The sequence below is a fragment of the Tullyiplasma multilocale ATCC 49900 genome, assembly GCF_000483165.1.
GTDB lineage: Bacteria > Bacillota_I > Bacilli_A > Mycoplasmatales > Mycoplasmataceae > Tullyiplasma > Tullyiplasma multilocale.
The window spans coordinates 291,362-316,846 of sequence record NZ_KI519557.1 but is presented as its reverse complement, the minus strand read 5'-3'; the positions used below and the strand labels follow the sequence as shown (position 1 = coordinate 316,846).

General features: G+C 28.3%; 19 protein-coding genes. 18 read left to right on the top strand and 1 reads right to left on the bottom strand.

The window, feature by feature from the left end; all coding sequences use genetic code 4:
- The first annotated feature begins 43 nt into the window (after positions 1-43).
- The 3 genes from G319_RS0104405 to thyA are packed head-to-tail and all read left to right on the top strand — an operon-like array spanning position 44 to position 2,544.
- Positions 44-940 (top strand): J domain-containing protein, encoded by an 897-nt coding sequence (locus G319_RS0104405; RefSeq protein ID WP_026389849.1) that lies wholly within the window; start codon positions 44-46, stop codon positions 938-940.
- 1 nt (position 941) lies between these two features.
- Entirely contained in the window at positions 942-1,673 is a 732-nt protein-coding gene (locus G319_RS10150; RefSeq protein WP_026389848.1) for an F-actin-capping protein subunit alpha, read from the top strand.
- Between the two features lies 1 nt (position 1,674).
- On the top strand, positions 1,675-2,544 hold the full coding sequence (gene thyA / locus G319_RS0104395; RefSeq protein WP_026389847.1) for a thymidylate synthase: 870 nt from the start codon (positions 1,675-1,677) through the stop codon (positions 2,542-2,544).
- A gap of 12 nt (positions 2,545-2,556) precedes the next feature.
- On the opposite strand, the gene G319_RS10145 is transcribed toward thyA, so the two are convergent.
- Positions 2,557-3,978: a MutH/Sau3AI family endonuclease gene (locus G319_RS10145; protein WP_026389846.1), complete on the bottom strand. Its 1,422-nt coding sequence runs from the start codon at positions 3,976-3,978 to the stop codon at positions 2,557-2,559.
- A 79-nt stretch (positions 3,979-4,057) separates the two neighbouring features.
- On the opposite strand from G319_RS10145, the gene dcm reads away from it, so the two are divergent.
- The 15 genes from dcm (at position 4,058) to recD2 (ending at position 25,485) form a co-directional block, all read left to right on the top strand.
- Entirely contained in the window at positions 4,058-5,299 is a 1,242-nt protein-coding gene (gene dcm, locus G319_RS0104385; protein WP_026389845.1) for a DNA (cytosine-5-)-methyltransferase, read from the top strand.
- Positions 5,300-5,364: 65 nt separating this feature from the next.
- Positions 5,365-6,345, top strand: a complete 981-nt coding sequence (locus G319_RS10140) for a hypothetical protein (RefSeq protein ID WP_026389844.1) — start codon at positions 5,365-5,367, stop codon at positions 6,343-6,345.
- Positions 6,346-6,426: 81 nt separating this feature from the next.
- Positions 6,427-7,425, top strand: a complete 999-nt coding sequence (locus tag G319_RS10135; RefSeq protein WP_026389843.1) for a PD-(D/E)XK motif protein — start codon at positions 6,427-6,429, stop codon at positions 7,423-7,425.
- Positions 7,415-9,883 (top strand): sensor histidine kinase, encoded by a 2,469-nt coding sequence (locus G319_RS10130; protein ID WP_026389842.1) that lies wholly within the window; start codon positions 7,415-7,417, stop codon positions 9,881-9,883. Before G319_RS10135 ends, G319_RS10130 begins: the two co-directional genes overlap by 11 nt.
- Positions 9,884-9,885: 2 nt before the next feature.
- On the top strand, positions 9,886-11,646 hold the full coding sequence (locus tag G319_RS10125) for a Z1 domain-containing protein (protein WP_026389841.1): 1,761 nt from the start codon (positions 9,886-9,888) through the stop codon (positions 11,644-11,646).
- Between the two features lie 44 nt (positions 11,647-11,690).
- Positions 11,691-12,317: a uridine kinase gene (gene udk / locus G319_RS0104360; protein ID WP_026389840.1), complete on the top strand. Its 627-nt coding sequence runs from the start codon at positions 11,691-11,693 to the stop codon at positions 12,315-12,317.
- A gap of 102 nt (positions 12,318-12,419) precedes the next feature.
- Entirely contained in the window at positions 12,420-12,740 is a 321-nt protein-coding gene (locus G319_RS04860) for a hypothetical protein (RefSeq protein ID WP_051350900.1), read from the top strand.
- 2 nt (positions 12,741-12,742) lie between these two features.
- Complete coding sequence (locus tag G319_RS10120) at positions 12,743-14,656, top strand: AAA family ATPase (RefSeq protein ID WP_026389839.1); 1,914 nt, start codon at positions 12,743-12,745, stop codon at positions 14,654-14,656.
- A 127-nt stretch (positions 14,657-14,783) separates the two neighbouring features.
- Positions 14,784-16,727 (top strand): DNA topoisomerase IV subunit B, encoded by a 1,944-nt coding sequence (gene parE / locus G319_RS0104345; protein WP_026389838.1) that lies wholly within the window; start codon positions 14,784-14,786, stop codon positions 16,725-16,727.
- A gap of 12 nt (positions 16,728-16,739) precedes the next feature.
- Positions 16,740-19,493 carry a DNA topoisomerase IV subunit A gene (parC, locus tag G319_RS0104340; protein WP_084514152.1) on the top strand — a complete coding sequence of 918 codons (2,754 nt, stop codon included), beginning with the start codon at positions 16,740-16,742 and terminating at the stop codon, positions 19,491-19,493.
- Positions 19,494-19,629: 136 nt separating this feature from the next.
- Positions 19,630-20,748: a DNA adenine methylase gene (locus G319_RS0104335; protein ID WP_026389836.1), complete on the top strand. Its 1,119-nt coding sequence runs from the start codon at positions 19,630-19,632 to the stop codon at positions 20,746-20,748.
- Positions 20,729-21,061 (top strand): hypothetical protein, encoded by a 333-nt coding sequence (locus G319_RS10115; protein WP_026389835.1) that lies wholly within the window; start codon positions 20,729-20,731, stop codon positions 21,059-21,061. The genes G319_RS0104335 and G319_RS10115 overlap by 20 nt, the downstream gene beginning before the upstream one ends.
- The gene (locus G319_RS10110; protein WP_026389834.1) at positions 21,033-21,341 is read left to right on the top strand and encodes a hypothetical protein; all 309 of its coding nucleotides are present in this window, start codon (positions 21,033-21,035) and stop codon (positions 21,339-21,341) included. Before G319_RS10115 ends, G319_RS10110 begins: the two co-directional genes overlap by 29 nt.
- A gap of 2 nt (positions 21,342-21,343) precedes the next feature.
- Positions 21,344-23,185 (top strand): DUF262 domain-containing protein, encoded by a 1,842-nt coding sequence (locus G319_RS10105; protein WP_026389833.1) that lies wholly within the window; start codon positions 21,344-21,346, stop codon positions 23,183-23,185.
- Positions 23,186-23,289: 104 nt separating this feature from the next.
- Positions 23,290-25,485, top strand: coding sequence for an SF1B family DNA helicase RecD2 (recD2, locus tag G319_RS10100; RefSeq protein ID WP_026389832.1), 2,196 nt, complete (start codon positions 23,290-23,292; stop codon positions 25,483-25,485).

The following is a 25,485-nucleotide window of genomic DNA, read 5'->3' as shown; positions in this document are numbered from 1 at the left end:
TTTCATTTATAAAGTAAAATATATCTTAAGGAGATTTATTGTAATGAAACTTAACCTAGATTTAATAGAACAACTAGTTGAATTTAATAAAGATTATTATGATAAAGCCCTTTCTGTAACAATTAACAATAACCAAAATAATAATTTAACAAATATTACCAATTACTTTAAAAACACAAACAACAATTTTGAAGTAAATAAATATAACTATCAAGAGAGTCTAACATCATTGACTGGAAGTGCTTTTTACAATACTTTAAGCGTTATTATAGCCTTTTCTAGCCAAGAACTAGCAACAATTGCTAAAGTTGAGCTAACAAGCTTAAATCAACGTTTTAAAGACATTATAACTAATGGGTTTGATAGCATTGATAATGCAATTGAAAACGTTTACCAAACTGAAGATATATTTGAATTTGTTAATAATATTAAATTAAAGATTTATGAAGCATTTCATGAAACTATTAAAGTTAATCTTGGAAGCAAAATCCTTCCAAGATTAATTGATGTTTATTTGAATCAATACTTTCAAATCGAAGATCAAGAATTATTAGAAAAGAAATTAGAAATATTAATTGAAGATGTAATAATTCAGATAAATGAAAAAGTTTTAGATATAACTAAAATAAGTTTAAATGAGATATATCGCAACTATCAATTAAAAGATATATCTCAACAAAATAATAATTTCCATAAGAAAAATCGCTTTGCTGATTTTGATGAAGAGATTGAATTATTTAATCCTAACTTTGATGATGAGAAAATTGCATTAAAAACATTAGGATTAACAAGTGGTGCTAGTTTAAAAGAAATTAAACTAGCATATAAACAATTAGCTATTAAATATCATCCAGATAATAATAAATCTCACCAAGCAGAAACTGAGATGAAGAAGATTAACATAGCATATAACTTATTAAAAAATAGAGAAGGAAACTAATATGTTTGATTTTTTGAACAGAAAGAAATTGTTGGTGTTAAAAAATAAAAATCAAGAACTGATAAATAAGTTAAATAAAAGTCAAATTGAAGTAGCTAAACTAAAATTTCAAAAAAATGAATTAAAGAATGTTGAGAAAGTTATTGAAAAACAAATCGTTAGTGAATTACCACATTACAATCACAATATTAATTACTTAAAAGATATTCAAGAATTAATGAATGGATGAGATATTAAACCAACTGGTAAAGGAAAATATTGATTATACGATTGTTGGGATAGCAAATCAGAAATTCTTGATAAGGGTGGAATATATATGATGTGTTATAAGGTGGACACAAAAGATTATCCTGACCGCAGATTACCCATTTATATAGGCCAAACTCATAAGTTCAGAGAAAGGTTTCAATATCATGCGTCTCAAATTGACTTAGTTAAATCCGTGTTAGAGAGCGATGATGAAAAAATGCTTGAAGGCGTTGCTGATGTTAGATACTTTGAACTGTTAAAAGCTAAAGAAGACAACCTATCTTTGAGGAGTAAACATCCCATATTTATAATATTGGAAACTCTTGATTCTAATAAAATGAGTAAGAATCCTAAAGAAGTTGCGCAAATAGAGGAAAATTACATTAAGAAATATAATACTTTTTTCAAAGGTCTCAATAAAAGTCTTCCACTAACCAATTTAATAGAGTGAAACAAATTTCAAAAAACAAAAAGAGGAGAATAACATGAAACAATATTTAGACTTAATTAAAGATGTCTTAGAAAATGGTGAAAAAAGAGAAGATAGAACTGGTACTGGAACTATCTCTAAATTTGGAACTCAATCTCGTTATGATCTACGAGAAGGTTTTCCAATGGTTACTACAAAGAAAGTTTTCTTTAAAGGAATCGTTCATGAAATCTTATGATTTATTTCAGGAGATACTAACATTAAATACTTAGTAGATAATGGAGTAAACATCTGAAATGAATGACCGTATGCAGATTACCAAAAATCAGAAGCTTTCCAAGGTGAAACTTTAGCTGAATTTATTGAAAAAATTAAAACTGATGATGAATTTGCAAAACAATATGGAGATCTTGGTCCAGTTTATGGAAAGCAATGAAGAGACTTTAATGGAGTTGATCAATTTAAAAAAGTAATTGATTCAATTAAAAATAACCCTAATTCAAGAAGACACATTGTATCTGCTTGAAATCCAACTGAAGTTGATGATATGTTGTTGCCTCCATGTCACTCATTATTCCAATTTTATGTATCTCAAGAAGGGTTTTTGGATTTACAACTATACCAAAGAAGTGGAGACATTTTCTTAGGAATTCCTTTCAACATTGCCAGTTATGCATTGTTATTAGAACTTGTAGCTAAAGAATGCGGATTAACAGCAAGATTCTTCGTTCACACAATTGGAGATGCTCACATCTATTCAAATCACTTAGAACAAGTTGAATTACAATTAACTAGAGAACCTAAACAATTACCTAAATTAATTATTAATTCTGAATTTACAAATATCTTTGATGTAAAATACGAAGATATCAGATTAGAAGGGTACGAATCACACCCGAGAATTAAAGGGGAAGTAGCAGTATAGAAAAAGCGAACATTAGTTCGCTTTTTTGTCTTTAAATTCTTGTAAAACATCTCTGTTAACTCAAAAAGTTTGTTTTGTAATTAATGTTTTATTATCATTCAAAAGATATTTATCTTCTTTATTTCTACCTTTTGGTCTAATGTGGAAATCTAAATCATCTTTCATTTTAATTAAGTTGTTAGATAAACCATTTTTTGTTTGTTTAAATTGGATAAAGGGTTCTCCTTGGAATTTAATTTTTGTGTCATTTCAAACTTTTTCTAAATTTTTAATATATTTATCATTTTCTGAAATATTAAATTCAAAAATACCATCAAGATATATCTCGTGATTATTTCCAACTATTTTTTTGAATGTCACAAATATATACTTATTTAGGACTAATTGCTCAAATTCATAAGAATCAAGAAATTCATTTTCTCCTAACTCTTGAGGATCGATTACTCTTGAAAGGGGCATGCTCTCTTGTATTTTGCCTTTTTCATCTATTGTGATACAGATCATTTTGTATCCTAAAGTCTCCATTCATGGCAGGAAGTTTTCATCATGTTCATTAACAACTTTCTTCATTCATCAGGCATTCATACTCTTATTATCTTTAGGTTCATGAATGCCTTGTTTTAATCTGCGCTGAATGTAATCTTCATAAATGTTGATGCCTTTATATTTATCAACTATTTCTTCAAAAAAACTGAAGATGTCTGATTTTCCTGATTTTGGAGTAATGATTTTTGCATTGTTGTATTTTCTATTGAACAACAATGTCATAAAAGAGGGCTTGAAAGAAAAAGCTCTTCCTTTGGCATTGATATCAGAAAATTTATAAGTTCTAGGCTTTTGGTTCCCTTGACCTTTTGTTGTGGCTGCTAATATTTTTGTATTGCTTTCTGAAAGTTCGTGAGCGTTTCCTGTAATTATTTTATTTCTTATTATTTGGAAATCCTCTTCGATTATATTTTTCTCCATGTCAGTTAAATCTTCATTCAAATCTAAAATGTGAGAGTATAAAATTTTATTTTGAGTTTTTATCTCATTATTGTAATCATGTAGATAATGCATCAAAAGAGTTGACTCAGTTTTTTCAAAAACATGAGATGTAAAAAAACTTTCATCTAAATCAATATTGTTATAGTCTATCATTGATAAAACCAAACGTTCTTTTGCTACTAAGTCTGAATTTAATTCTTTTTTGGGTTTTTGTAATCGCTTAACTGGTGTAACTTTAAGTTCCATCGGGAAACCTAATTCTTTGAAATCGGCCTCTGGATTATTATTTACAGGAATGCCAAAATAACCTTTCTGAATTAGATTACCAACCTTTCCTTTATCATTATTAGTTCCGTAGTCTCCAACTAAATCAATTATCCTTTGCCCTTCAGCTCTTTTAGCTTTTTGCAGGATTTCCTCAATATCTTTATATTTAATTTCTTTCATAATATTACCCCTGGATCTTTTCTTATTTTCATTTATAATATACAATATTATTATGTATTTTACATTTAAGGGGATAAATATGGGAAAAATAAAAGTTGTTGAACTATTTGCTGGGGTTGGTGGATTCCAGTTGGGATTGAAAAAAAGTTCAGATGATTTTGATTTCGTTTTCAGTAATCAATGAGAACCTGGTAAAACTCCTGCCGCTCAATATGCCTTTAAAGCTTTAGAAAAAAATTTTAAAACAGATGATTCTAAGGAGGTTTTTAGTAATGAAGATATTACTCTAGCGAAACATTCAATACCAAATGATTTTGATTTATTGGTTGGTGGATTCCCTTGTCAGGATTATTCTGTAGCATCTACTGGTGCTAAAGGAATCCAAGGTAAAAAAGGTGTCCTATGATGAGAAATTAGTTGAATACTTGAAAACAGACAACCCAAAATGGTGCTACTTGAAAATGTTGATAGATTGCTTAAATCACCTTCAAATCAAAGAGGAAGAGATTTTGCAATCATGCTTAAAAATTTTGATAATTTAGGATATAACGTAGAATGAAGGGTTATCAATGCCGCTGAGTATGGATTTGTCCAAAGAAGAAGAAGGGTCTTCGTCTTTGCATGACTAAAAGATGAAAAAACAGTGGAACTTGATTTGAATAATAAAATATTTGACAGAGAATTATCTGAAAACGGATTCTTTTCTAAAGAGTTTCCTATGAAAATTAAAGAAAAATCTAAATTGCACGTTGTTGACTTTAAAAATAAGAATTTAAAAGATGAAGTAAAAGTTACTAAAAATTATAATCTAGGTAAGTTTTTAAATGCAGGTATTATGATCGATGGAGTGGCTCAATCATTTGATTACGAATCAAATTATAATGGTGAGAATGGATTTGTAAAGCTAGGGGATATTTTAGAAAAAAAAGTTTCTAAAGAATATGAATTAACTCCAGAACAAGTTAAAAAAGTTGAAGAATTAAAAGATAGTAAGAAAATTCCGAGAATAAAACCGGATGGAACACCTTATTTCTATGCTGAAGGGAAAATGGCAAAAGTTGATAGCCCTGATTTGCCGGCTAGAACTATGTTAACTTCGGAATCTACCATTAATAGATCATCACATTTTATAGCTTTAAATAAAAGCGAGAAGAGATTGCGTAAAATAACACCTATCGAAGCTGAAAGATTAAACGGATTTGAAGATAATTGAACAGATGGCGTAATGCCTGAAAGAATGAGATACTTCTGTATGGGTAATGCATTAGTTGTCCCTTTGATAACAAAAATGGGTAATGAAATAAAAAAAATAAAAAAATAACCTGTAAAGGTTTTTTTTATTAACTTATTATATGATATTAGTAAATTAAAAAGGCTGGTATCAAGATGTTGTTAGGGAAAATTTACAAATTAGAAGAAATAAAAAAAGAATACCCAGGAGCAAGACAACTCCCGGGAATAATACCTTTAAAAAATAATACAAAAAATGGGATTATTTATATTAATTCACCAAAATATAAAAGGCCATCGTATCCTAATAAGGTTACTTCTTATGAAATTATTTATTATGGGGCAATTAATGATAAAACCTCAGAATATAGTACAACGGTGCAATCTGGGAATGGGCTTCTAGATAAATCTTTAAACAGTGAGTATTTCTTCGAGGTTTTTGTAAGATTTGCGCCGCATACATATAAAAGTTTTGGAAAAATGAAGGTTATTTCAAAAAAATGAGATGATCAATACAGAAATTTCACTTTTACTTTAGTACCAATAGAAAATGAAAAAAGAGAAATTTTAAACGATTTTATTGCAGAAAACTTCAATTTCGTTTATAAAGTTAATAATAAAAAGGTTTTAAAACCTAAAAATTTGGTAAATGAAAAAACAAAATATTTGAGAGAAATTTTATCCGCTGTTAACTCAAACTTAAAATACTCAGACATTGTGAGTTTCGATAAAGAAAATATTGACGATTCTGTTCGTAAAAATAAATTGGAAGTAGCTAGAAGATTACACGAAAAAGCTATAGAAGAATTTTCAAAAAGTTTGACTGATAAAAATATAGTTTTAAAAGGTAAATTTACAGATTTATATGAAATTGATGAGGAGAATGAAATTGTAAATATTTATGAGTTTAAAACAATAACGAACTCTAATTATTTAGCACAATTTTTAAAAGGGCTTGGCCAACTGGAATTTTATAGTTATATTTTTATATCGCAAAATTTACAATATGCAGATTTTGATGTTAAAAAAGTTTTAGTCGAAGTATTATTAGATGATGTTATAGAAATTAAAGAAATTACGGAATTTTGCCTTTCGAAAAGAGATTTTGAGGTTATAAAATATAAAAATGAGGTATAACCTCATTTTTTTGTTCTCAAATAACAATTATAAGTGGTTTTTTTATCTATAATAAAATTATAAAAAACAAAAGGGGTATATATGTTCAAACAAATATCGGATAGTTTAAATCATAAACGAACAAATAATGACAACATATTATTTATTTTTAGAGATTTAAAAAATGAGATAAATATTTTTTACGGTATAAAAAATATGAATAATTTATCGAAGCAAAAAAATATCAAAACAAATTTTTTCACATATAAAAACAATGAAGAATTGTGAATAGGAGATAATGAAACGGATAAAGAAAAATTTATTGGTGAAATAATAACTTTTAGAAATAATGTGTCAATAGCTAATCAAGAATTTATACATGAAATATTCGAAAACATTTTCGATGGTTTAAATAATTCTGTGTGACCGGACTTGTATTCGTCAATGAATGCGATTTCTGAGTTGTTACAAATAAAAATTGATGGTGATTTAGATAATAAAATAAAAGGGTATATTGGAGAAATGTGTTTTATATATTTTATGACTCAAAAATATAAAGACAAATTAGAATATGTCAAAACAATTTTTGAATCATATCAGAAAAAAGATTCTAAGAAACATGATTTTAAGATACCTAATAAAAAAATGGCTTTGGAAATTAAATCTACATCTGGAGAATATATGAATTTCGTAATGAAGGCTAATCAACAAATGAATAATATTGAAGATGATATATGATATGTCTTTGTAAAATACGATATTCTAGATTATGGCTTTGGGATCACCCTTAAAGATTTAACGGAAAAGATATTTGAAATTTTAACAATTGAAGATAAAAGCGTTCCAAATCATTTACTTTTAAACTCTAATAAACACGATTTTAATAAAATAAATATAGACTTGAGCTCTATAGATATAGTTATTCTTAAGAATGAAGAGTTACCAAATTTTTATTTAAATGCTGATAATAAATATATAGATGAAATTAAATACAAAATAAATATACCAAAATACATAGAAACTGAATTTTCTGATTATAAATTAGAAAAGCAATTAGATATGTTGCAGAAAAAAATAGTGGAGAACGATAATGAAAAATAATATGAAAAAAGTATTGGGTGGAGATACATTAATTTGAGCCCGCCCAGAAAAAGATATAATTTATTTAATATCTGAATTTATAGATAACTCAAAATCTAGTTATGAACAAATGATAAAAGAGGGTAATGAAGGAAGAATGCCTATTGATATAACTTTTGATCAAAGTGAAGGTTATATTTCAATCAAAGATTTAGGTAAAGGATTCGATATTGAAAGTTCTATTGAAAAAATAGGTAGGGATGAAGTTCAAACTGGGCAAACAAACCAATATTTCGTTGGAATGAAATCGGCGATGAATTATTTCGGAGATTATTCAATTTTAGTTTCAGAAAGAGAAATAGATGGAGAGATGAGAAATTTCGCTAATATTTTTATATATAGAAATGGTCTACTGGATGGAGATGTTGAATTAGAATCAGAAGGCAATTCTGGATCAAGAATTTTAATGTTTAAAGATTACTCTTCTGCGAAACAATTTTGAAGAAATTTAAAATTCAAACAAAAAAATGATGCTGAAAAATTTCCTGAAATGAATGATTTGGATGATTCTCAGTTCGTCAATTACTCTAACACAATGAAAATCTTAGATAAGATAAAGGAAGCTTTCCCATTGATATCTGCAAGTCTTTTCAAAAGATATTCACCATTGGTTAATGAATACGATCAAATTTCTATTAATTTCAATTGTTTGGATTATAACAAAAACAATCTTTTATTAAATAATGCCAATGGAATAAAAATAGGGAGTGAGAGACCTGAATTCTTAAAAACAATATCTAAAAACAATTTTAGTCAATCAGCAGCTTTCTCATTTGAAGAATTTAGAAAGAAGAATATTTCTTTATACAAAAAAATAGAAAATGATGAGATTTTTGGTAATGAATGAAAGGGATTTATAAAGAATTCAATTACATCTGATATGAAAAGATTCTTCATCGAAATCAAAAAAAATATTTTCAGCGAAGAAGAGAAAGAGGAGGTGTCAAACATTCCTAACGGTTTCTTAATTAATAAAAATCCGCTTGAAAAATATGGAATCTTGGACAAAAAAATATCTCTGCCTGATTTAGATAATTATCCATTAGCACAAATGACGGCTGAAATTTTTACGACAATGTTTTTTGAAGGTAAAGGTACTTTTTCTGATTTAGAATTCACTATTGATAACCTTATTATTGATGAAAGTAGAAAGATTTTAACCACTAGATATAGCGATGAGGAAGATTCTTTCCCAATCAATTTTACATTTAACTTAGCTTCAGCTAAAATGAATTCACCCAAGTTTTCAGAGACTTTTGGAAATTTCAATGTAGATAAAATTACTGGGTTTGAGTTAATCCAAAACAATCGTGCGATTTATCACGGTCCTAATTTAGATGGCGTTAGTTTTTCGGGTAATCCAATGCCTGAAAATATGATTATTAAAGAATTGAGAGAAGCTACAGCAATGTATTTCCCTAAATCTTGAACAAAAATATCTGGTACCGAAGTATTAGTAGGGGGTAACGTTTCTAAATATACTTCTAAAATCTTTGGTTCAATAAGAATAAGAAATGATAGTAATTTTGAATCAGGAACTAACAAATCACAAACAACAAATCTTGACATTCTTAAAGATTATTTATTGAAGAAAATTTCAGAAATGGGTATGTCTGTACTTGCTAAATGGGTTCATATGTTTGAAAATAATTTTCCCGCGGATTTAGTAACAAATGCATCTAAATATGAAGATAAAATTAAAGAATTTAAACGTCTAGGAGTTAAAAATGTCAAAATAATAAAAGATCTAGTGGAAAGATTTATTTACGAACAAGCCCGTGTAGAAGTTGAAAATTCTGGAGTAAGAAATGAAGAAGGTTCTATTGATATCGAATCTTTAAATGCTAAAGTTAATAATTTATCACTTCAGGCTCAAAAAGAACTTGATTCATTAGTTGAGATTAAAATTGCTAATGATTATGTTAAAAAAGAACTTGTTCAAGATTTCTTGGAAGATGAATCTGAGATTAACAATTTTGAAGATGTTTTAAAATACATAGAGAGACTTCTTAAAGATGCTAAGAAAAATTCTATAAGTAAACAAATAATTAAACAAGTTGAAGTTTCTAAGGAAGAAAATAAAATTGGATTTGAAATTAAGGGTAACGCATTTTCAAATTGAGAAAAGTGAATAATCATCGAATTAAATGAAAACGAAGAAGAAATATTGGAATACATAATCGAAGATGGTGAAAGTATAAAAATTTCATTACCTATTTTGATAAATAAATACGATCAAGAGGTTTTGGATGGGAAAATTAATTCATTCATTTCAGAATTATTATTATCAATATTAGATATTAATGGTTTTTTCAAAATAGCAAAAAGAACTTTGAAATTAAATGGAAATAAATTAAATGAAACTATCGAAAGTGAACTAGATAGAAGATTTAGTGCCATTGAGAAAAAAATATTTTAACTATGAACACTTTAAAAATATTTAAAAAGACTGGTAACAGTTTCCTTAAAACTAAAAGTTATTCCGATTTCCCCTTAACTCTTGAATCTTTCTTACACTATCAAGCGAATAATGTTTTTAATTATCCTGATTTGTACGATATATTACAAGAAAATATAGAAGGGTTATTCGCTGATGAAAGTAATGTTGAATACAAGTCTGATTATAGTGGTGTACTTGCATACGGTGAGGTTCAATCAGGAAAAACTGCTAATATGATATGTTCTCTCATAAAAGCTTACAGTTTGGGCTTTAAAAACGTCTTTATTTTAACTGGTAATAATGACCCTTTGCATAAACAAACATTTAACAGGTTTGTTAAAGAAACATTTGCTTTCAAAAAGTTTTTAAAAGAAGATATAGTAGAAAAAAATGATTTTTCAATATTCAATAATGATTTTTCTAAATTTTTAGGGGTTGATTATAGTCCTGCTATTTCATTTATAAATCTAAAAGGTAGATTTTCAATTAATGATGAAATTCAAACTGCAGAATTGAACAATCAAATCGAAATTTGGAATAGAAATAACAAAATGAATGTATTTTTTGTTTTAAAAAATACTTCTAATTACAATAAGATGAAAAGTATTGTACAGGGCATGAATCCGATTTCTGATAGAAATGGTATCCTTATTCTTGATGATGAATCTGATTGAGGATTTGATAATTCAGAGATTATAAATAATCCTGAGCTATACAATATTTTGGTGGATATTAAAGAGAGTTGTCATTCAACTGGAAAATATTTAAAATATTTGGCCTTTACAGCTACACCTTATAAAATATTTAAAAATACAAGAGAAAATTTTATCAATAATAAAACTGTGTTATTGAAATCTAAGGTGATTGAAGAATGGATGCACTATAATTTTATTATCGAAAACCAGCCTTTTTATTGTGGAATAGATGTTTTCCATAAAGAAAATTCTTTTGAATATTTAAGAGAAGCTGTTGGAAGTGATTCTCAAATGAATGTTTTTAAAACCCTTAATAAAAACTTCATCAAAACAGTTCCCAATGATCATAATGAAGATGATTTACTAAAATTATCTTTAATACTCTTCCTCTTGAACTCTTATATTTATAATAGAGAAAAAGCTAATTTGGGTAAATCAAAGAAAATAGTACATGGTTTATTTTTCCCGAATATTAGAGAAAATAAACATAAATATTTTTTCGATCTTGCCATTTCTAATAATAAAATATTCAACAATTTATTATTAGAACATGAAATTGAAAGCGCGCTGGATTTTGAAAAGATATTTCTTATGAATATTTCACCAGACATGTATGTTATAAAAAGGATGATAATCGAAAAGCTTAATAGAGTTAATGTAATTAACTTTGTTGATTTTTTCAGAAAATGATCAACAATTGTTCTTAATGACCCGGAAACATTTTTGGTAAAAATGTCAGGATTGGAAACTGAAGATAAAAAATATGATACAAAAGAAATCATTGATGGGATAAATTCTGTTTTTATCATTGGTGGTTATAAAATCGCTAGAGGAGTAACTTTTGACAATCTATTGCTAGAAGTTTTAACCGCTAATTCAATTCAATCTGATTCTACATTACAACGCGCCAGATGATTTGGATACAGAGATTTAACAACTTTAAACGCCATGGATATAATATTAAGTGAAGAAACTAACAGAAGTTTCGAAACAGCCATAGCAGAAGATGATTTATGAAGAAAACAATCTGAGAAAAATGGTTTTTAAGCCATTTTTTTGTTTATAATATTTATTTGAAGAGGTAAATAAATATGAATAAAAAACCTGTACATATTATTATAATTGCTGGAGGTAGTGCTTCAGGTAAAACAACAGTTGCAAAAAGGATAGCAAACGTTATATTAAAAGATAAATCTGTGACATATATGTCTATGGATAACTATTATAAAGACTTTTCAAATCTAGATATAGTTGAACGTAAGAAATTAAACTTTGATCATCCAAATAGTATGGATATTGATCTATTAGCTGAAGATTTAACTAAGTTAAAAAATAGAGAAAGTATTGAAGTTCCTATTTATAACTTCAATACAAGTTTAAGAACTAATGAAACTAAATGTATTGAACCAGCTGATGTTATTATTCTTGATGGAATCTTAGCTTTACATGTAGAGAAAATAAGAAACTTTGGAGATATTAAATTATTTATCAAAACTTCTGATGATGTTAGATTCATCAGAAGACTTACAAGAGATATTCAAGAACGTGGATTTACAACAGAAGCTGTTATTGAACAATACTTAGAAACTGTTAAACCAATGCACGAAGCATTTGTTGAACCAAGTATTGATTATGCTGATGTTATTGTTCCGTATTATGATGGAAATGAAGTAGCTATTGATATGGTGGCTACAAAGATTGCTAGTTTAGTAGATTAAAACGACTATTTATTTAGTTGTTTTTTTATTATTTTACATTTTTTGTAATTATTTTACATTTTTTGTAAAATAATGATATATTTAATATTGAGACGTATATATATGAAAGAAATAATGAAGAATATGGATCTTCGCATTTCTGAACTAAGTATACAAATGGGAATATCGAGACCTACAATGTATAAGTTTATAGAAATGTATGAAAATGGTAATTATAATTTGATAAATTCAAATGTATTAAAATTATTTAGATTCATTGAGAAAAATCAATTCTCAAATAAAAATATTATATTGAAATATATATTAAATGATTTAAGTTATGATTCTAAAATTTCTGAAGAAAAATTAGAGTTATTAAATTTAGTTAAATCAATGACAAATCCCCAAGCTAAAAAAGCTTTAGAAAAACTTAAAGGAGAATAAAAATGAAGTATACAGATAAATTTAGTGAGAGAGTTTTGAAATTCAAAAATTATCGAAACATCGGAGTCGAAAGTGAACAAAAAATTGTTTTAAATCATACTCTTGATCCTAAAAAAATGGGAGATGTGGTTATCCTGATTGGACCTAATAATTCAGGTAAGAGTAACGTCCTTTCTGGACTTAAAGCTTTTGCAAATAAACAAATTAATAGCGAAGATATTAATGATGGTTTTTACGAATTAAGTGATGATAACTTACCTGAATTAGAAATGAATTATTCTTTTAAGAATAACAAATATAAAGTTAACTTTAAATATGAAAAAAATGAATATAGTTTAAATAAAATATCAGATAATGCTGAAGAAAGGATAAAAGAAAGCTCATACGATATTTTCAAAGAAGAAGTTATTAGAATTGCTAAAGAATATAAAATAGCATGAGAAGAAAAAAGCGGGTATAAATTTGGTGAAAACTCATATTATGGATATAATCGTGACTATTTCACTACAACCGAAAGAATAATCTCTAATTTTGATGAGGATATTATCGAAGATGAAAGTTATTTTGTACACTTATCCGATATGCTAAAACATATCGAAAATGGATACAATGATTTGTTATATAAAAAAGGAAAAATTAATAGTTTGTTAAAAAGAGTGAAAGATATTAATAGCAATTCGGAATTAGTAATAATTCGAAATGAAATATTGAAAATTAAGCATTCAAATCCTATCATCAAAGATTTTAAAGAAAATTTGGGATTTGATATAATACCTAAGGTTATTGATTATAACGAAAGTAAAGAAATTAAAAATTCTGAATTAGTATGCAAAAACTTGGAATTAACCACACCTATTCAAAATATAATCAAATATTTAGGTTTTTCAAAAGAAGTTATAGAAGGTTATTATGCAAGATCTAAAACTTCACATAACCCTGGAATGTTGGAAGACCTACAAAAAGATGTAAATAAAAAAATGGGTAAAATAAATACACAGTTTAACAAAATATACAATTCACATGCTGATAAATATCAATTTAATTTAAGGTTTACTCCCGAAACTATCTATTTTGCGATGCAAAATAATGACAAAAATATTAGCCTTGACAAGCAATCGGAAGGTTTTAAGTGATTCTTCAACTTTTTCTTCAACTTCTTAATTAAAGAAAATGTTTCAGCTGGAGATATCATCATAATAGATGAGGCGGGTTCTAAAATCCATCCAAAAGGGGTTGAGGAATTGAGAATCTTCCTTAAGGATTATGCAGTAGAAAATGGATTAACTTTTGTAATAGCTACTCACTCTCCTTTTATGATAAATACTGATAATTTAGAAGAAGTTAGAGTTGTGTATTCAAACGCAAAAAATGAATGTGAAATCATAAATAAATTCACAATTCAAAATGAAGAAGATATTGTTGGTAATATTAAAAATGCTTTAACTGTTGAGAAGCACATAATTATGAACCCTGAAAATACAGTTTTCTTTGTGGAAGGTATTACGGATTATAATTATTTAACAGCTTTCAAACAATTAAAACCAGAATATAAACATTTGCAATTTATACCAATTCAAGGTATTAAAAAATCAGATAAAGAATTTAATGAATTAATACATAAACTTCGTGAAATTAGGAAAAATCCAATGTTTATAGTCGATGGAGATAATACTGCTAAGAAGTTTCAAAAAACTGCTGAAAAAGCAGAATATGATGTGATCTCACTAGTTGATATAGACCCTTCTTGAAAAAATATTGAAGATTTATTTTCCCAAGAAGACGTTGTTAAAAACAATTTAGAAGATAAGAAATATAATAATGCTTATGTGTTCAAAAAAACTTTCGAAAAGAAATTACTATCAAAAGATACTTTGAATAATTTTGAAAAATTATTCAAAGAACTTATAAGTTATTAAAATAAACCTATGTGGAAAAGTGGAAAACCTTTCCACTTTTTTTATTTACATAATATTTTGCTTTATAATTTATTAAGTAAAGTTAAAGCAACTTTATATTTTTTATGTTGTAAAAAAGGAGATTTATATGGCAAATAACACAAACACTTATGACGAATCAGCCATTCAAGTCCTTGAAGGATTAGATGCTGTTCGTAAACGTCCAGGAATGTATATTGGTTCAACCGATAGTCGTGGATTACACCACTTAGTATGAGAAATCGTAGATAATTCAATTGATGAGGCATTAGCTGGATTTGCTACTGAAATTAATGTTACTTTAGAGAAAAATGGATCTGTAACTGTGGCCGATAATGGTCGTGGGGTTCCAACTGGAATGCATGCTACTGGAAAACCAACTCCAGAAGTAATTTTTAGTGTGCTTCATGCCGGAGGTAAATTTGGTGGAAGTGGATATAAAACATCAGGAGGACTACATGGAGTTGGTTCTTCAGTTGTTAATGCTTTATCTAAGAAATTTAAAGTAACTATTTATCGTGATAAAAAAATTCATGAAATTGAATTCAAAGATGGAGGAAAACTTTCAATTCCTTTACAAGAAACTGGAAATACTTATAGAACTGGAACAACAGTTAACTTCCTTCCAGATGATTCAATTTTTACAACAACAAAATATAGCTTTACTACTATTGCTGAAAGATTAAAAGAATCAGCACTATTGAACTCAGGGTTACAAATTACTCTTAAAGATGAAACAACAGATAAACATGTTGAATATAACTTCGAAAATGGGTTAGAAGAATTCGTAAAAGAACTTGGTGAAGATATGAAAAAAATCACCGATCCTATGACTATCAAGGGAGAAGCTAAGCGTATTGAATCTGAAATCTGTTTACAATATACAGAAGACTATAATGAAACTGTATTAGGTTTTGCTAACAACGTTAAAACAGGAGATGGTGGAACACACATCACTGGTTTTAAAACTGGTTTAGTAAAAGCTATTAATGATTATGCTAAAGCTAATAAATTATTAAAAGAAAAAGAAGCTCGTTTAGATTCAAATGATTTGAGAGAAGGTTTAATTGCAATTGTTACAGTTAAGATTCCTGAAGATTTAATTGAATATGAAGGACAAACTAAAGGTAAGTTGGGAACTCCGGATGCTAAACAAGCAGTTGAACAAGTTACATACAACTTTATGAGTTTCTGATTAACAGAAAATAAAGCACCAGCTACAAAGATTGTAGAAAAGGCTTTATTGGCTCGTAAGGCCCGTGATGAAGCTAGAAAAGCTCGTCAAGCTATTCGTGATTCAAAAGGTAAGAAAACTGCTCGTACAATGCTTGGAAAGTTAACTCCAGCCCAAGGTCGTAAAAAAGAATTAAACGAACTTTACTTAGTTGAAGGGGATTCAGCTGGGGGGAGTGCAAAATCAGGAAGAGATCGCGCATTCCAAGCCATCCTACCTTTAAGGGGGAAGGTTATTAACTCTGAAAAAGTTAAACCAGCTGAATTAATGAAAAATGAGGAGATTAGAACAATTATTACAGCCATTGGAGCTGGAATTGGATCTGATTTTGATATTAGTGAAGCCAATTATGGAAAAGTTATTATCATGACCGATGCCGATACCGATGGGGCTCACATTCAAACATTATTATTAACTTTCTTCTTTAGATATATGAAAGACTTAATTGTTAATAAACATATCTTTATTGCTTTGCCACCACTTTATAAATTAACTTTCTCAGACCGTAAATTTATTTACTTATGAGATGAAGAAGAATTAGCTGAATATACAAAAACAAGTACTAAGAAATTTGAAATCCAACGTTATAAAGGACTTGGAGAAATGAATGCTGATCAATTGTGAGAAACTACAATGGATCCTCAAACACGTAAATTAATCTTAGTAACAATTGATGATGCCTTAGCAGCTGAAAAAGCATTCAGAACTTTAATGGGTGATGATGCTGAAAAGCGTAAAGTATGAATTCAAGAAAATGTTAAATTCACATTAGAAGATTCTGATGCTGAATTATTATTAGAAGATAATATAGAAGAATAGGAGGAACACAATATGGCTAAAAAAGTAATGGACAACTCGAACGTTGAAAATGAAAAAGGAATAGTAGTATATCCACTTGAAGACCTGATGGGTGATCGATTTGGACGTTATGCTAAATACATTATCCAGGAACGTGCTCTTCCAGATGTTCGCGATGGATTAAAACCAGTTCAAAGACGTATTTTATACGCAATGGGAGAATTAAAACTAACTAATGATAAAGCTTATAAAAAATCAGCTAGAGTTGTTGGGGAAGTTATTGGTAAGTACCACCCTCACGGTGATACTTCTATTTATGACGCTATGGTTCGTATGTCTCAAACTTGAAAATTAGGAACACCTCTTGTAGATATGCAGGGGAATAATGGTTCTATTGATGGTGATAGTGCAGCGGCTATGCGTTATACTGAAACTCGTCTAGCTAAAATTTCTGATTTAATGTTAGAAGATTTAGAAAAAAATACAGTTATGTTCGCACCAAACTTCGATGATTCTGAAAAAGAACCAACAGTTTTACCAAGTTACTTTCCAAACATCTTAGCAAATGGTGCTACTGGGATTGCAGCGGGGTACGCTACAAACATGCCACCACATAACTTAGGTGAAGTAATTGATGCAACTATTAAATTAATTAAAACTCCAAATACAAGATTAGATACAATTCTAGATATTGTTAAAGGACCAGATTTCCCAACGGGGGGAACTGTTCAAGGGCGCGATGGTATTCGTGACGCTTTTGCTACAGGTAAAGGTAAAGTTATCATCAATTCTAAATGACATGAAGAAAAAGGAAACATCATTATTGATGAAATTCCTTATGAAGTTGTTAAACAAGATCTTGTAAGAAAAATTGGAGATGTTGTTGATGCTAATCCTGGTTTAGGGATTAGAGAAGTACGTGACGAAACTGATAGAACTGGTTTAAGAATTGCTATTGATCTTTCAGATAAAGCAAATGTTGAAACAGTTAGAAAGTTCTTATTTAAAAACTCTCCACTATCAGTTTCATATAACTACAACAACGTGGTTATTGTTGATAAACAACCTTTACAATTAGGAATCATTGATATTCTTAAAGCTTACATTGTTCACTACACTGAAATCTTTACAAGAAAATCACAATTTGATTTAAATAAAGCTAAAGTTAGATTAAACATTGTTGATGGTTTAATTAGAGCCATGTCTATTTTAGATTTAGTAATCGCTACAATTAGAAAATCTACAAATAGAGCTGATGCAATTGAAAACTTAATGAACGTTGATGCTGTTGGATTTAATAAAGAACAAGCGGTAGCGATCGTTGATATGCGTCTATATCGTTTAACTTCAACTGATGTGGTTAAACTTCAAGAAGAGAAAGCTAACTTAGAACTTTTAATCGCCAAATTAACAAATATCATTAATAACCCTGAAGTTAGAGATGAAGAAATTATTAATAGATTAAAAGAAGTTAAAAAACAATTCCCAACTCCAAGAAGAAGTGAAGTTGTAGACTTTATTGAAGACTTAGAAGTTGAATTCAAAGATACTTTAGTTGAGAAAAAATTCAACTTATGAGTATCTAAAGATGGGTATCTAAAAGCTATTGAAAACGCAGTTCTTGCTAAAAATGACATGAGTACATTTGGTCGTAAACCAAATGATATCTGAATATCTAGAAGTGAAGTTTCAAACCTTGATCACTTATTATTAGTTTCAAGTGCTGGAACATACTACTCAATTCCTTTACACAAGTTAACTATGAGTAAATGAAAAGATATGGGAGTTCACTTAAACACTGTAACTACAATGGATGGAAATGAAGAAATTGTTTCTGTATTTGTAATTAAAAACTTTGAAGAAGCTACTCAACAAATTATGCTAACTACAAAATTAGGAATGATTAAAAGAGTTCCAATTATTGACTTAGCAACTAAGTTATTTACTAAATCATTTAGAATCATGAAATTAAACGATGGTGATGAAGTTGTATCAGCTAGTTTAGTAACATCTAAAACAAGAACTTGTACTATTGTTACATCTAAAGGATTTGGAGTTAGATACCACATTGAAGATATTCCTGTCCAAGGAACAAACTCTAAAGGTGTTAAGGCTTCAAACTTGAAAGATGACTTCATTATTTCGGGAAAAGCATTATCTGATAATGATGCAATTATGATTATTACTGAAAAAGACAGTATGAAAAAAATTGATCAAAATGAAGTGCCCGTTTATATTCGTCCAAAACGTGGAACGCGTTTATTACCAGAACGCAAACGTGGAAGCGAAAATATAACATTTGGATTTAGCGTAAATCAAGATGACATTATCAGAGTATTGGATTCAAATGATGAATATCAAGAAATTATTGTAGCTAAGGCTAAATTCTTAGATACATCTTCAACAACAGCTGATACTGGTGTTGAAGGGATAGTTGCCGCTAGTTTAGAAAACCAATACACGGCTGTAAATGGGGATTTACCACCTGAATCAAATAGTGGTTCAAATGAAGGTGAAGAATATGTTTCTAAAGCTGAATTAAATGCTAAACGTGAAGCTAACAAAGGCAAAGTTACAGCTAAAGTTGTAGCCACTAAAGAAGTTAAAGAAGCTGGGAAAGCAGCGGCTGCTGAAGTTAAAGGAACTGATCTTTCTGATTTATTAGGAGATATCACTTCAATTCTTGGTTCGGTCAATGCCAATCCAAAATCTGATAAAGAGAAAAAAGCTGCAAAAGCAGAAAAAGAAAAACTTCAATTGAACTTTGATGATTTATTTGAAGATTAAAAATAATAATTAAAAGCATCTATATTCTCGAAAGTTATTTCTTTCTGAGAATATTTTTCTTATTTATTTTCTCATTTTATTATTTTATTATTGTTATATAATAAATGATATAAATGATTTATAGAATGGGTAATGTATGGAATCAAAAGAATATTTAACACAGCAAATAATAACGTATTTGGGTAATAAGAGAGCACTATTGCCACTAATAAATGCTGGAATTACGTACGTCAAAGACGAGCTTCAAAAGGAAAGGCTTGTAACGGTTGATTTATTTTCTGGTTCAGGTATCGTCGCACGCAACTTAAAAAAGCATTCAACCAAAGTAATAGTTAATGATCTTGAAGGTTATTCTAAAATTATCAATGAATGTTATTTAACTAATTCTCGTGATTTTGATTTCGAAAAATACGAGAAATACTATAAGCGAATTGTCAAGGATATGAAGAAAAACTCTTCGGGGATAATACAAGAATTATATGCGCCAAAGGAAGATACGGATATAAAAAAAGGTGAGAGAGTATTTTATACAACGAGAAATGCAAAATTTATAGATTCGCTTCGACAAGCAATTGATAAAATTCCAAAAGATTATCAAAAGTATTTCATCGCACCATTACTAAGTGAATGCTCTATAAAAAACAACACATCCGGCGTATTTAAAGGATTTTTCAAAAACTCAAAGACAGGAATAGGGCAATTCGGGGGAAATGGCGAAAATGCACTTTCGAGAATAAAATCAGACATCGAAATTAAGAGGCCTATCTTCTCTAATTTTAATTCTGAATTTGAAGTTCATCAGGAAGATGCCAAAGAATTAATCTTAAAATTGAAAAATCTTGATTTGGTCTATATTGACCCCCCTTATAATCAACATCCATATTCTTCAAATTATTTTATGTTGAATATAATAAATGATTACAAGAGACCAGAAAATATAAGCAAGGTATCCGGAATACCAGATAATTGAAATAAATCAGATTTCAATAAAATGAGTATAGCAAAGGAATCTTTGCGTTTTATATGTGAAAAGGCAGACTCTAAATTTGTTATTATTTCATTTAATAACGAAGGGTTCATCAGACCCGAAGAAATAAAGGAAATGCTGTCTGAAATAGGTGTAGTTACTGTGATAGAAGAGAAATATAATGCATATAGAGGATCTAGAAATTTGAAGAATCGCACAAAATACGTTAAAGAGTTTTTATTCATTTTAGATAAGAGAGGTAATCAATATGTACAAAATGATTTTTAGTGAAGAATATTTACTAAATAATATGAATATTTTTAATTCTCTTGATGATGATAAAAATGAAATTTATATACTTATACGTGAATTAATAATCATCGACATCATAAATCACGATGAGAAAGATAATATACGAAGTTGTGATATAACAGATGTTTGATTTAATTTTTTTAAAAAGCATGAGAATATTTTTCCTACATATTTTTTTCTTCCAGAAAACGAAAACAACAGCAAACTCAAAATTAAAACTAAATTAACGAATATTGTTTCTTCAAATTCAGAAAGAATTGATGGCTTGAAAAAAAAGAAAAGAAATTAGTTACCATAAAGAAGGGGTAAATACCATTTATCAAAAGAATGAATTTTTTTTCCAAGAAGGCTTTGAGGAAAATATATTATTAAAAATTTTATTTACAAAGAAATATAAAATATTTGGTCTCTTCACAAGCCTTACTATCAAAAAATTGAAGACATATTGTAGTACTTGTTTAGAAAATAGAACAAAAATTTATTATTATGAAAAAGAAGATTTTATGAAACCAAATAAACGAAAATTTATTTGTACAAAGTGTCTCGGAAAGAAAATAGAGGAAATGTAAAAATGGCAGAATTAAAAAGAGGTAATGCGAATCCTAATTTTATAAGTATAGAAACTTTATTTAAAAATATTTTTCTAATACCTTATTATCAACGCAATTATAGTTGAACAAAGGAGCATGTTAATGCACTACTTGATTCATTGGAACTTTTTTATGACAAAACAGATAAAGAAGGCGAAACTTATGTTACAAATTTTATGAATTATATAGGACCCATTGTTATTTTGTCGGGTGAAAAAAAAGAAATAATAGATGGACAACAAAGGATTACAACAATTTTCTTAATAATCGCTTTTTTAACGAATAGTTTAAAAAAATTGAGATCAAAGTTTGACGATGATTCATTTGTAGAACTAGAAGAAGATGTTTCTGATTTTATAAAAAAATGCGAGAATCTTATACTTGTTAATAAAAAGCGAAAAGCAGTTCGCTCAATGTCCGGAAATGAAAATGAAATTCGTTTAACACACCATAATGAAAATGATAGAATCGCTTTTTTTAAAATTGTAAACCAAAAAGATATGGATGACATTAAGAAGAATTCGATAGTGATTAAGAACTACAACAATATTTCTAACTATTTTGATAACAAATTCGCAGAGTTAAATTACGATTGAAATTTAAAAGAGGATTACCAAAAAATAGCAGAATTACTAATTCTATATGGTGAAAACCTTATTGAAAACACGTTTGTATTGAATATCGAAATAAATGATATGTCAAATGCATTTAGTATTTTTGAAACCATGAATAACACAGGAATGTCATTGAAACCGTTTGATCTTATAAATGGTTATATCAGGAATGAAATTGAGAATTTGAGCGGTCCTGAAGCTTTGATGGTTAAGAAAAAATACACAGATGTCATAACTAAAATACATAATGATAGTAATGATTTATCGAATAAGTACGCATTTCATTGAATAAATTCAATTAATAATAACGACACTTCTAATTCAGAAGTATTTGTTGAAATAAAAAAATTTATAGGCGATAGAAAAAATAAAAATTTCTTAACTAATGTCTCAGGCATGGTTAATTCGTTTGAAAAATTAGATGGATATTTAACTGATGAAATGAACTACATAGGTAAATTGATTCATTGACTTAAAAGAACGAAGATTTTACCACTCTATCTTTTACTTACTAAGAAAGGGTATGATTCATCTTCTACAGATGAAATTATTCTTAAAATGATAAAATATTCAATCATTGAGTTGAATTTATTGGGTAAATCACCCGGTAATTTCCAATACAGAATAAAGGAAATAATGAAATTTATTTCCATTTCCAAAGATTGTGTGTCTTTCGATGAAATCGTAGAAGGAAACTTAAATGTAAAGCGAGATTTTAAAATTTATAGTGAAATTGATATTTTTGAAAGATTTTCTAATTTTGAGATTCTAGATTTCAGTCTTAACAAAGCTTTGTTGTTGTTGATTTTTATGGAAACTTTAGAGCCACACACACATTTAAAATTAAATTTGATTGATGGAGAGCATGCCTTTCCTAAAAATCCGAAGCCTGAGTTTATGGAATCTGACGTATGGAAAGATTTGAAGGATAATGAAGAAGCTATTGCAAAATATAGGGACTGTCTTGGTAATATAAGATTGATGAATAAAAATACTAACATTACCGCTTCTAATAACGAGTCTGAGAAGAAAAGTAAAATTGTTAAAGAGAAGTCGAAGGAAACTGACCCTTTAACTTCAAATGATTTCAACATTATAGATTATAATGCTTTAAAACCTGAATATATTGAAAAAAGACACGGTGAAATTGTCGATTTAATTAAGGAAAAGGGTATTTTCAATTTTGTTAACTTAAATGAAGAAGAATAGGTGAATTTTGATTATTATTTATTATCTTCAAAGCAATTGTTTTTAAAAGAGGGTAACCTCTTTTTATTTTGTTAAAATTATAAGTAAAGAAATTAGGTAAAAATATGGAAGATAAAAAAGTATTAAGAGGACATGTTTCCAAAATTTTATATGCCAACGATAATGGATGAGGATTAGCAATTTTTTCAAGTGAAGAAAATGCTAAAGCCCAAATTAAAATCAATGGAAATATTGGATTAATGAAGCAAAAAGTTTTATATGAAATTAATGGTGTTTTTGAAACTCATCCAAAATATGGAAAATCATTTATTGTAGATTCATATAAAGTAGCTGAAGCTAACTCTAAAGAGCAAACCGTTAAATACTTATCTTCACCACTTTTCCCAACTGTCGGAAAAGTAACTGCTGAATTAATTGTTAATCACTATGGTGATGAAGCTATGAAGAAAATCAAAGATGATATTGATTCATTATTTGATATTCCTGGGTTAGATCCTAAATATGCTCATATCATTAAAACTCAAATGCGTATGATTGAAGAGGATGAGAAGTTAACTTCTATCTTCTTTGAAAATAATCTTAAATTAGATATCTTAAATCAAATGCGCAAGTATACTGAAAGTGATGCTGAAATTGAATCAATCTTTAAAAATGATTTCTTTAGATTTGCAATTCGTCGTAAGATGAAACCATTTGAAGAAATTGATAAAATTGCCCTTTATTTCGGTCTTCAACAAGTAGATCCAGAAAGAATAGGGTATTGAGCTTGAAAGCTTACTGGTGATGTTCTAATGCAGTCTGGGGATACTTATACAAATCTCGGAACTTTGATAAACAAAATATCTAAGACTTTAAATATTAATGACAAAGAAATCTTAATGGATGGTATTCTATATGCTAAAGAAAAAGAATTATTAGTACTAACTGAAAAACGTATTTACACATATGAAAGTTTTACAGATGAACAAATTATTGCTAGAAAACTTCATGACTTAAATACTCACATCATCAAACATGATGATGGAACTATAAATAGAGCTATTAAAGAAGTTGAAAGTGATATTAGAGTTGAATCTAGAAATCCTGACTTTAGTTATGATGAAGAACAAAAACTAGCTTTAAGAACTTTTGCAAATTCACGTTTAATGATTTTAACTGGGGGTCCTGGAACTGGTAAAACAACAGTTATTAAAGGAATGGTTAAATTATTTAGAAAACTAGAAAACAGTGTTGATGTAGCAATTGCTGCCCCAACCGGGAGAGCTGCAAGCCGAATTAGAGAATCTAGTTGAGAATTAGCAGCTACTACTTTACATAAGTTATTAAAAGCTAATGCCAATGATGATTTTGAAATTAGTGAAAAGAATCCATTAACAAACGATTTAATTATCATTGATGAATGTTCAATGATTGAAAATAGATTATTTTCACAATTCATACAATCTGTTGGAGATGCTAAAAAAGTTATTTTAGTTGGAGATGCAAATCAATTACCATCAGTCGGATTTGGAAACATGTTTGAAGATATTATTAGCGTTAAACGTTTTCCAACAATTAAATTAAAAAGTATTCACCGTCAAGCTGGCGGGAATGGAATCATTGATTTAGCTTATGCTATTCAAGAAGAAACTGTCGAATATCTAGATTTTGATAATTTAGAAAACTTGACAATTAACTTTGCAGATAATAAAAACTCATTAGAGTTTATAAAAAACGTTTATCAAGATCATAAAGAAACAATGTTGGATAATCCTTTAAGTTTACAAATCATCTCTCCAGTTTATGCTGGTGAATTAGGAATTGAAAACTTAAATAGTTATATCCAAGCAGAGTTCAACGAAAACATCATGAGTCCAAATCTAGTTTATGATCGTGGACGATTCAGATATACGGTTGAAGATAAAGTTATGTTTCTAAAAAACGATAGTGATATGAATCTAAGTAATGGGGACGTTGGAATTATCAAATCATTGAAAATGAAAAACAATAAGCTTGAAGAAGCTTGAGTTGATTTCCAAACAAACAATGCCTTTTTGGAATCAAATAACTTCAATGATGTTGCTTTAGCATATGCATGTAGTGTGCATAAAACTCAAGGTAGTGAATATCAAAATGTAATATTAGCAATTGAACCAGGAAGAAGTTCTTTCTTCCTAAATAAGAAATTATTATATACAGCAGTCACAAGAGCTAAAGATCATTTATATATCGTTGGAGATAAAGAATTATTCTTAAAAGCTATTAAAAGAGAACCAATAACTCGTAAAACAACATTAAAAGAAGTTATTGAAAAATATTAG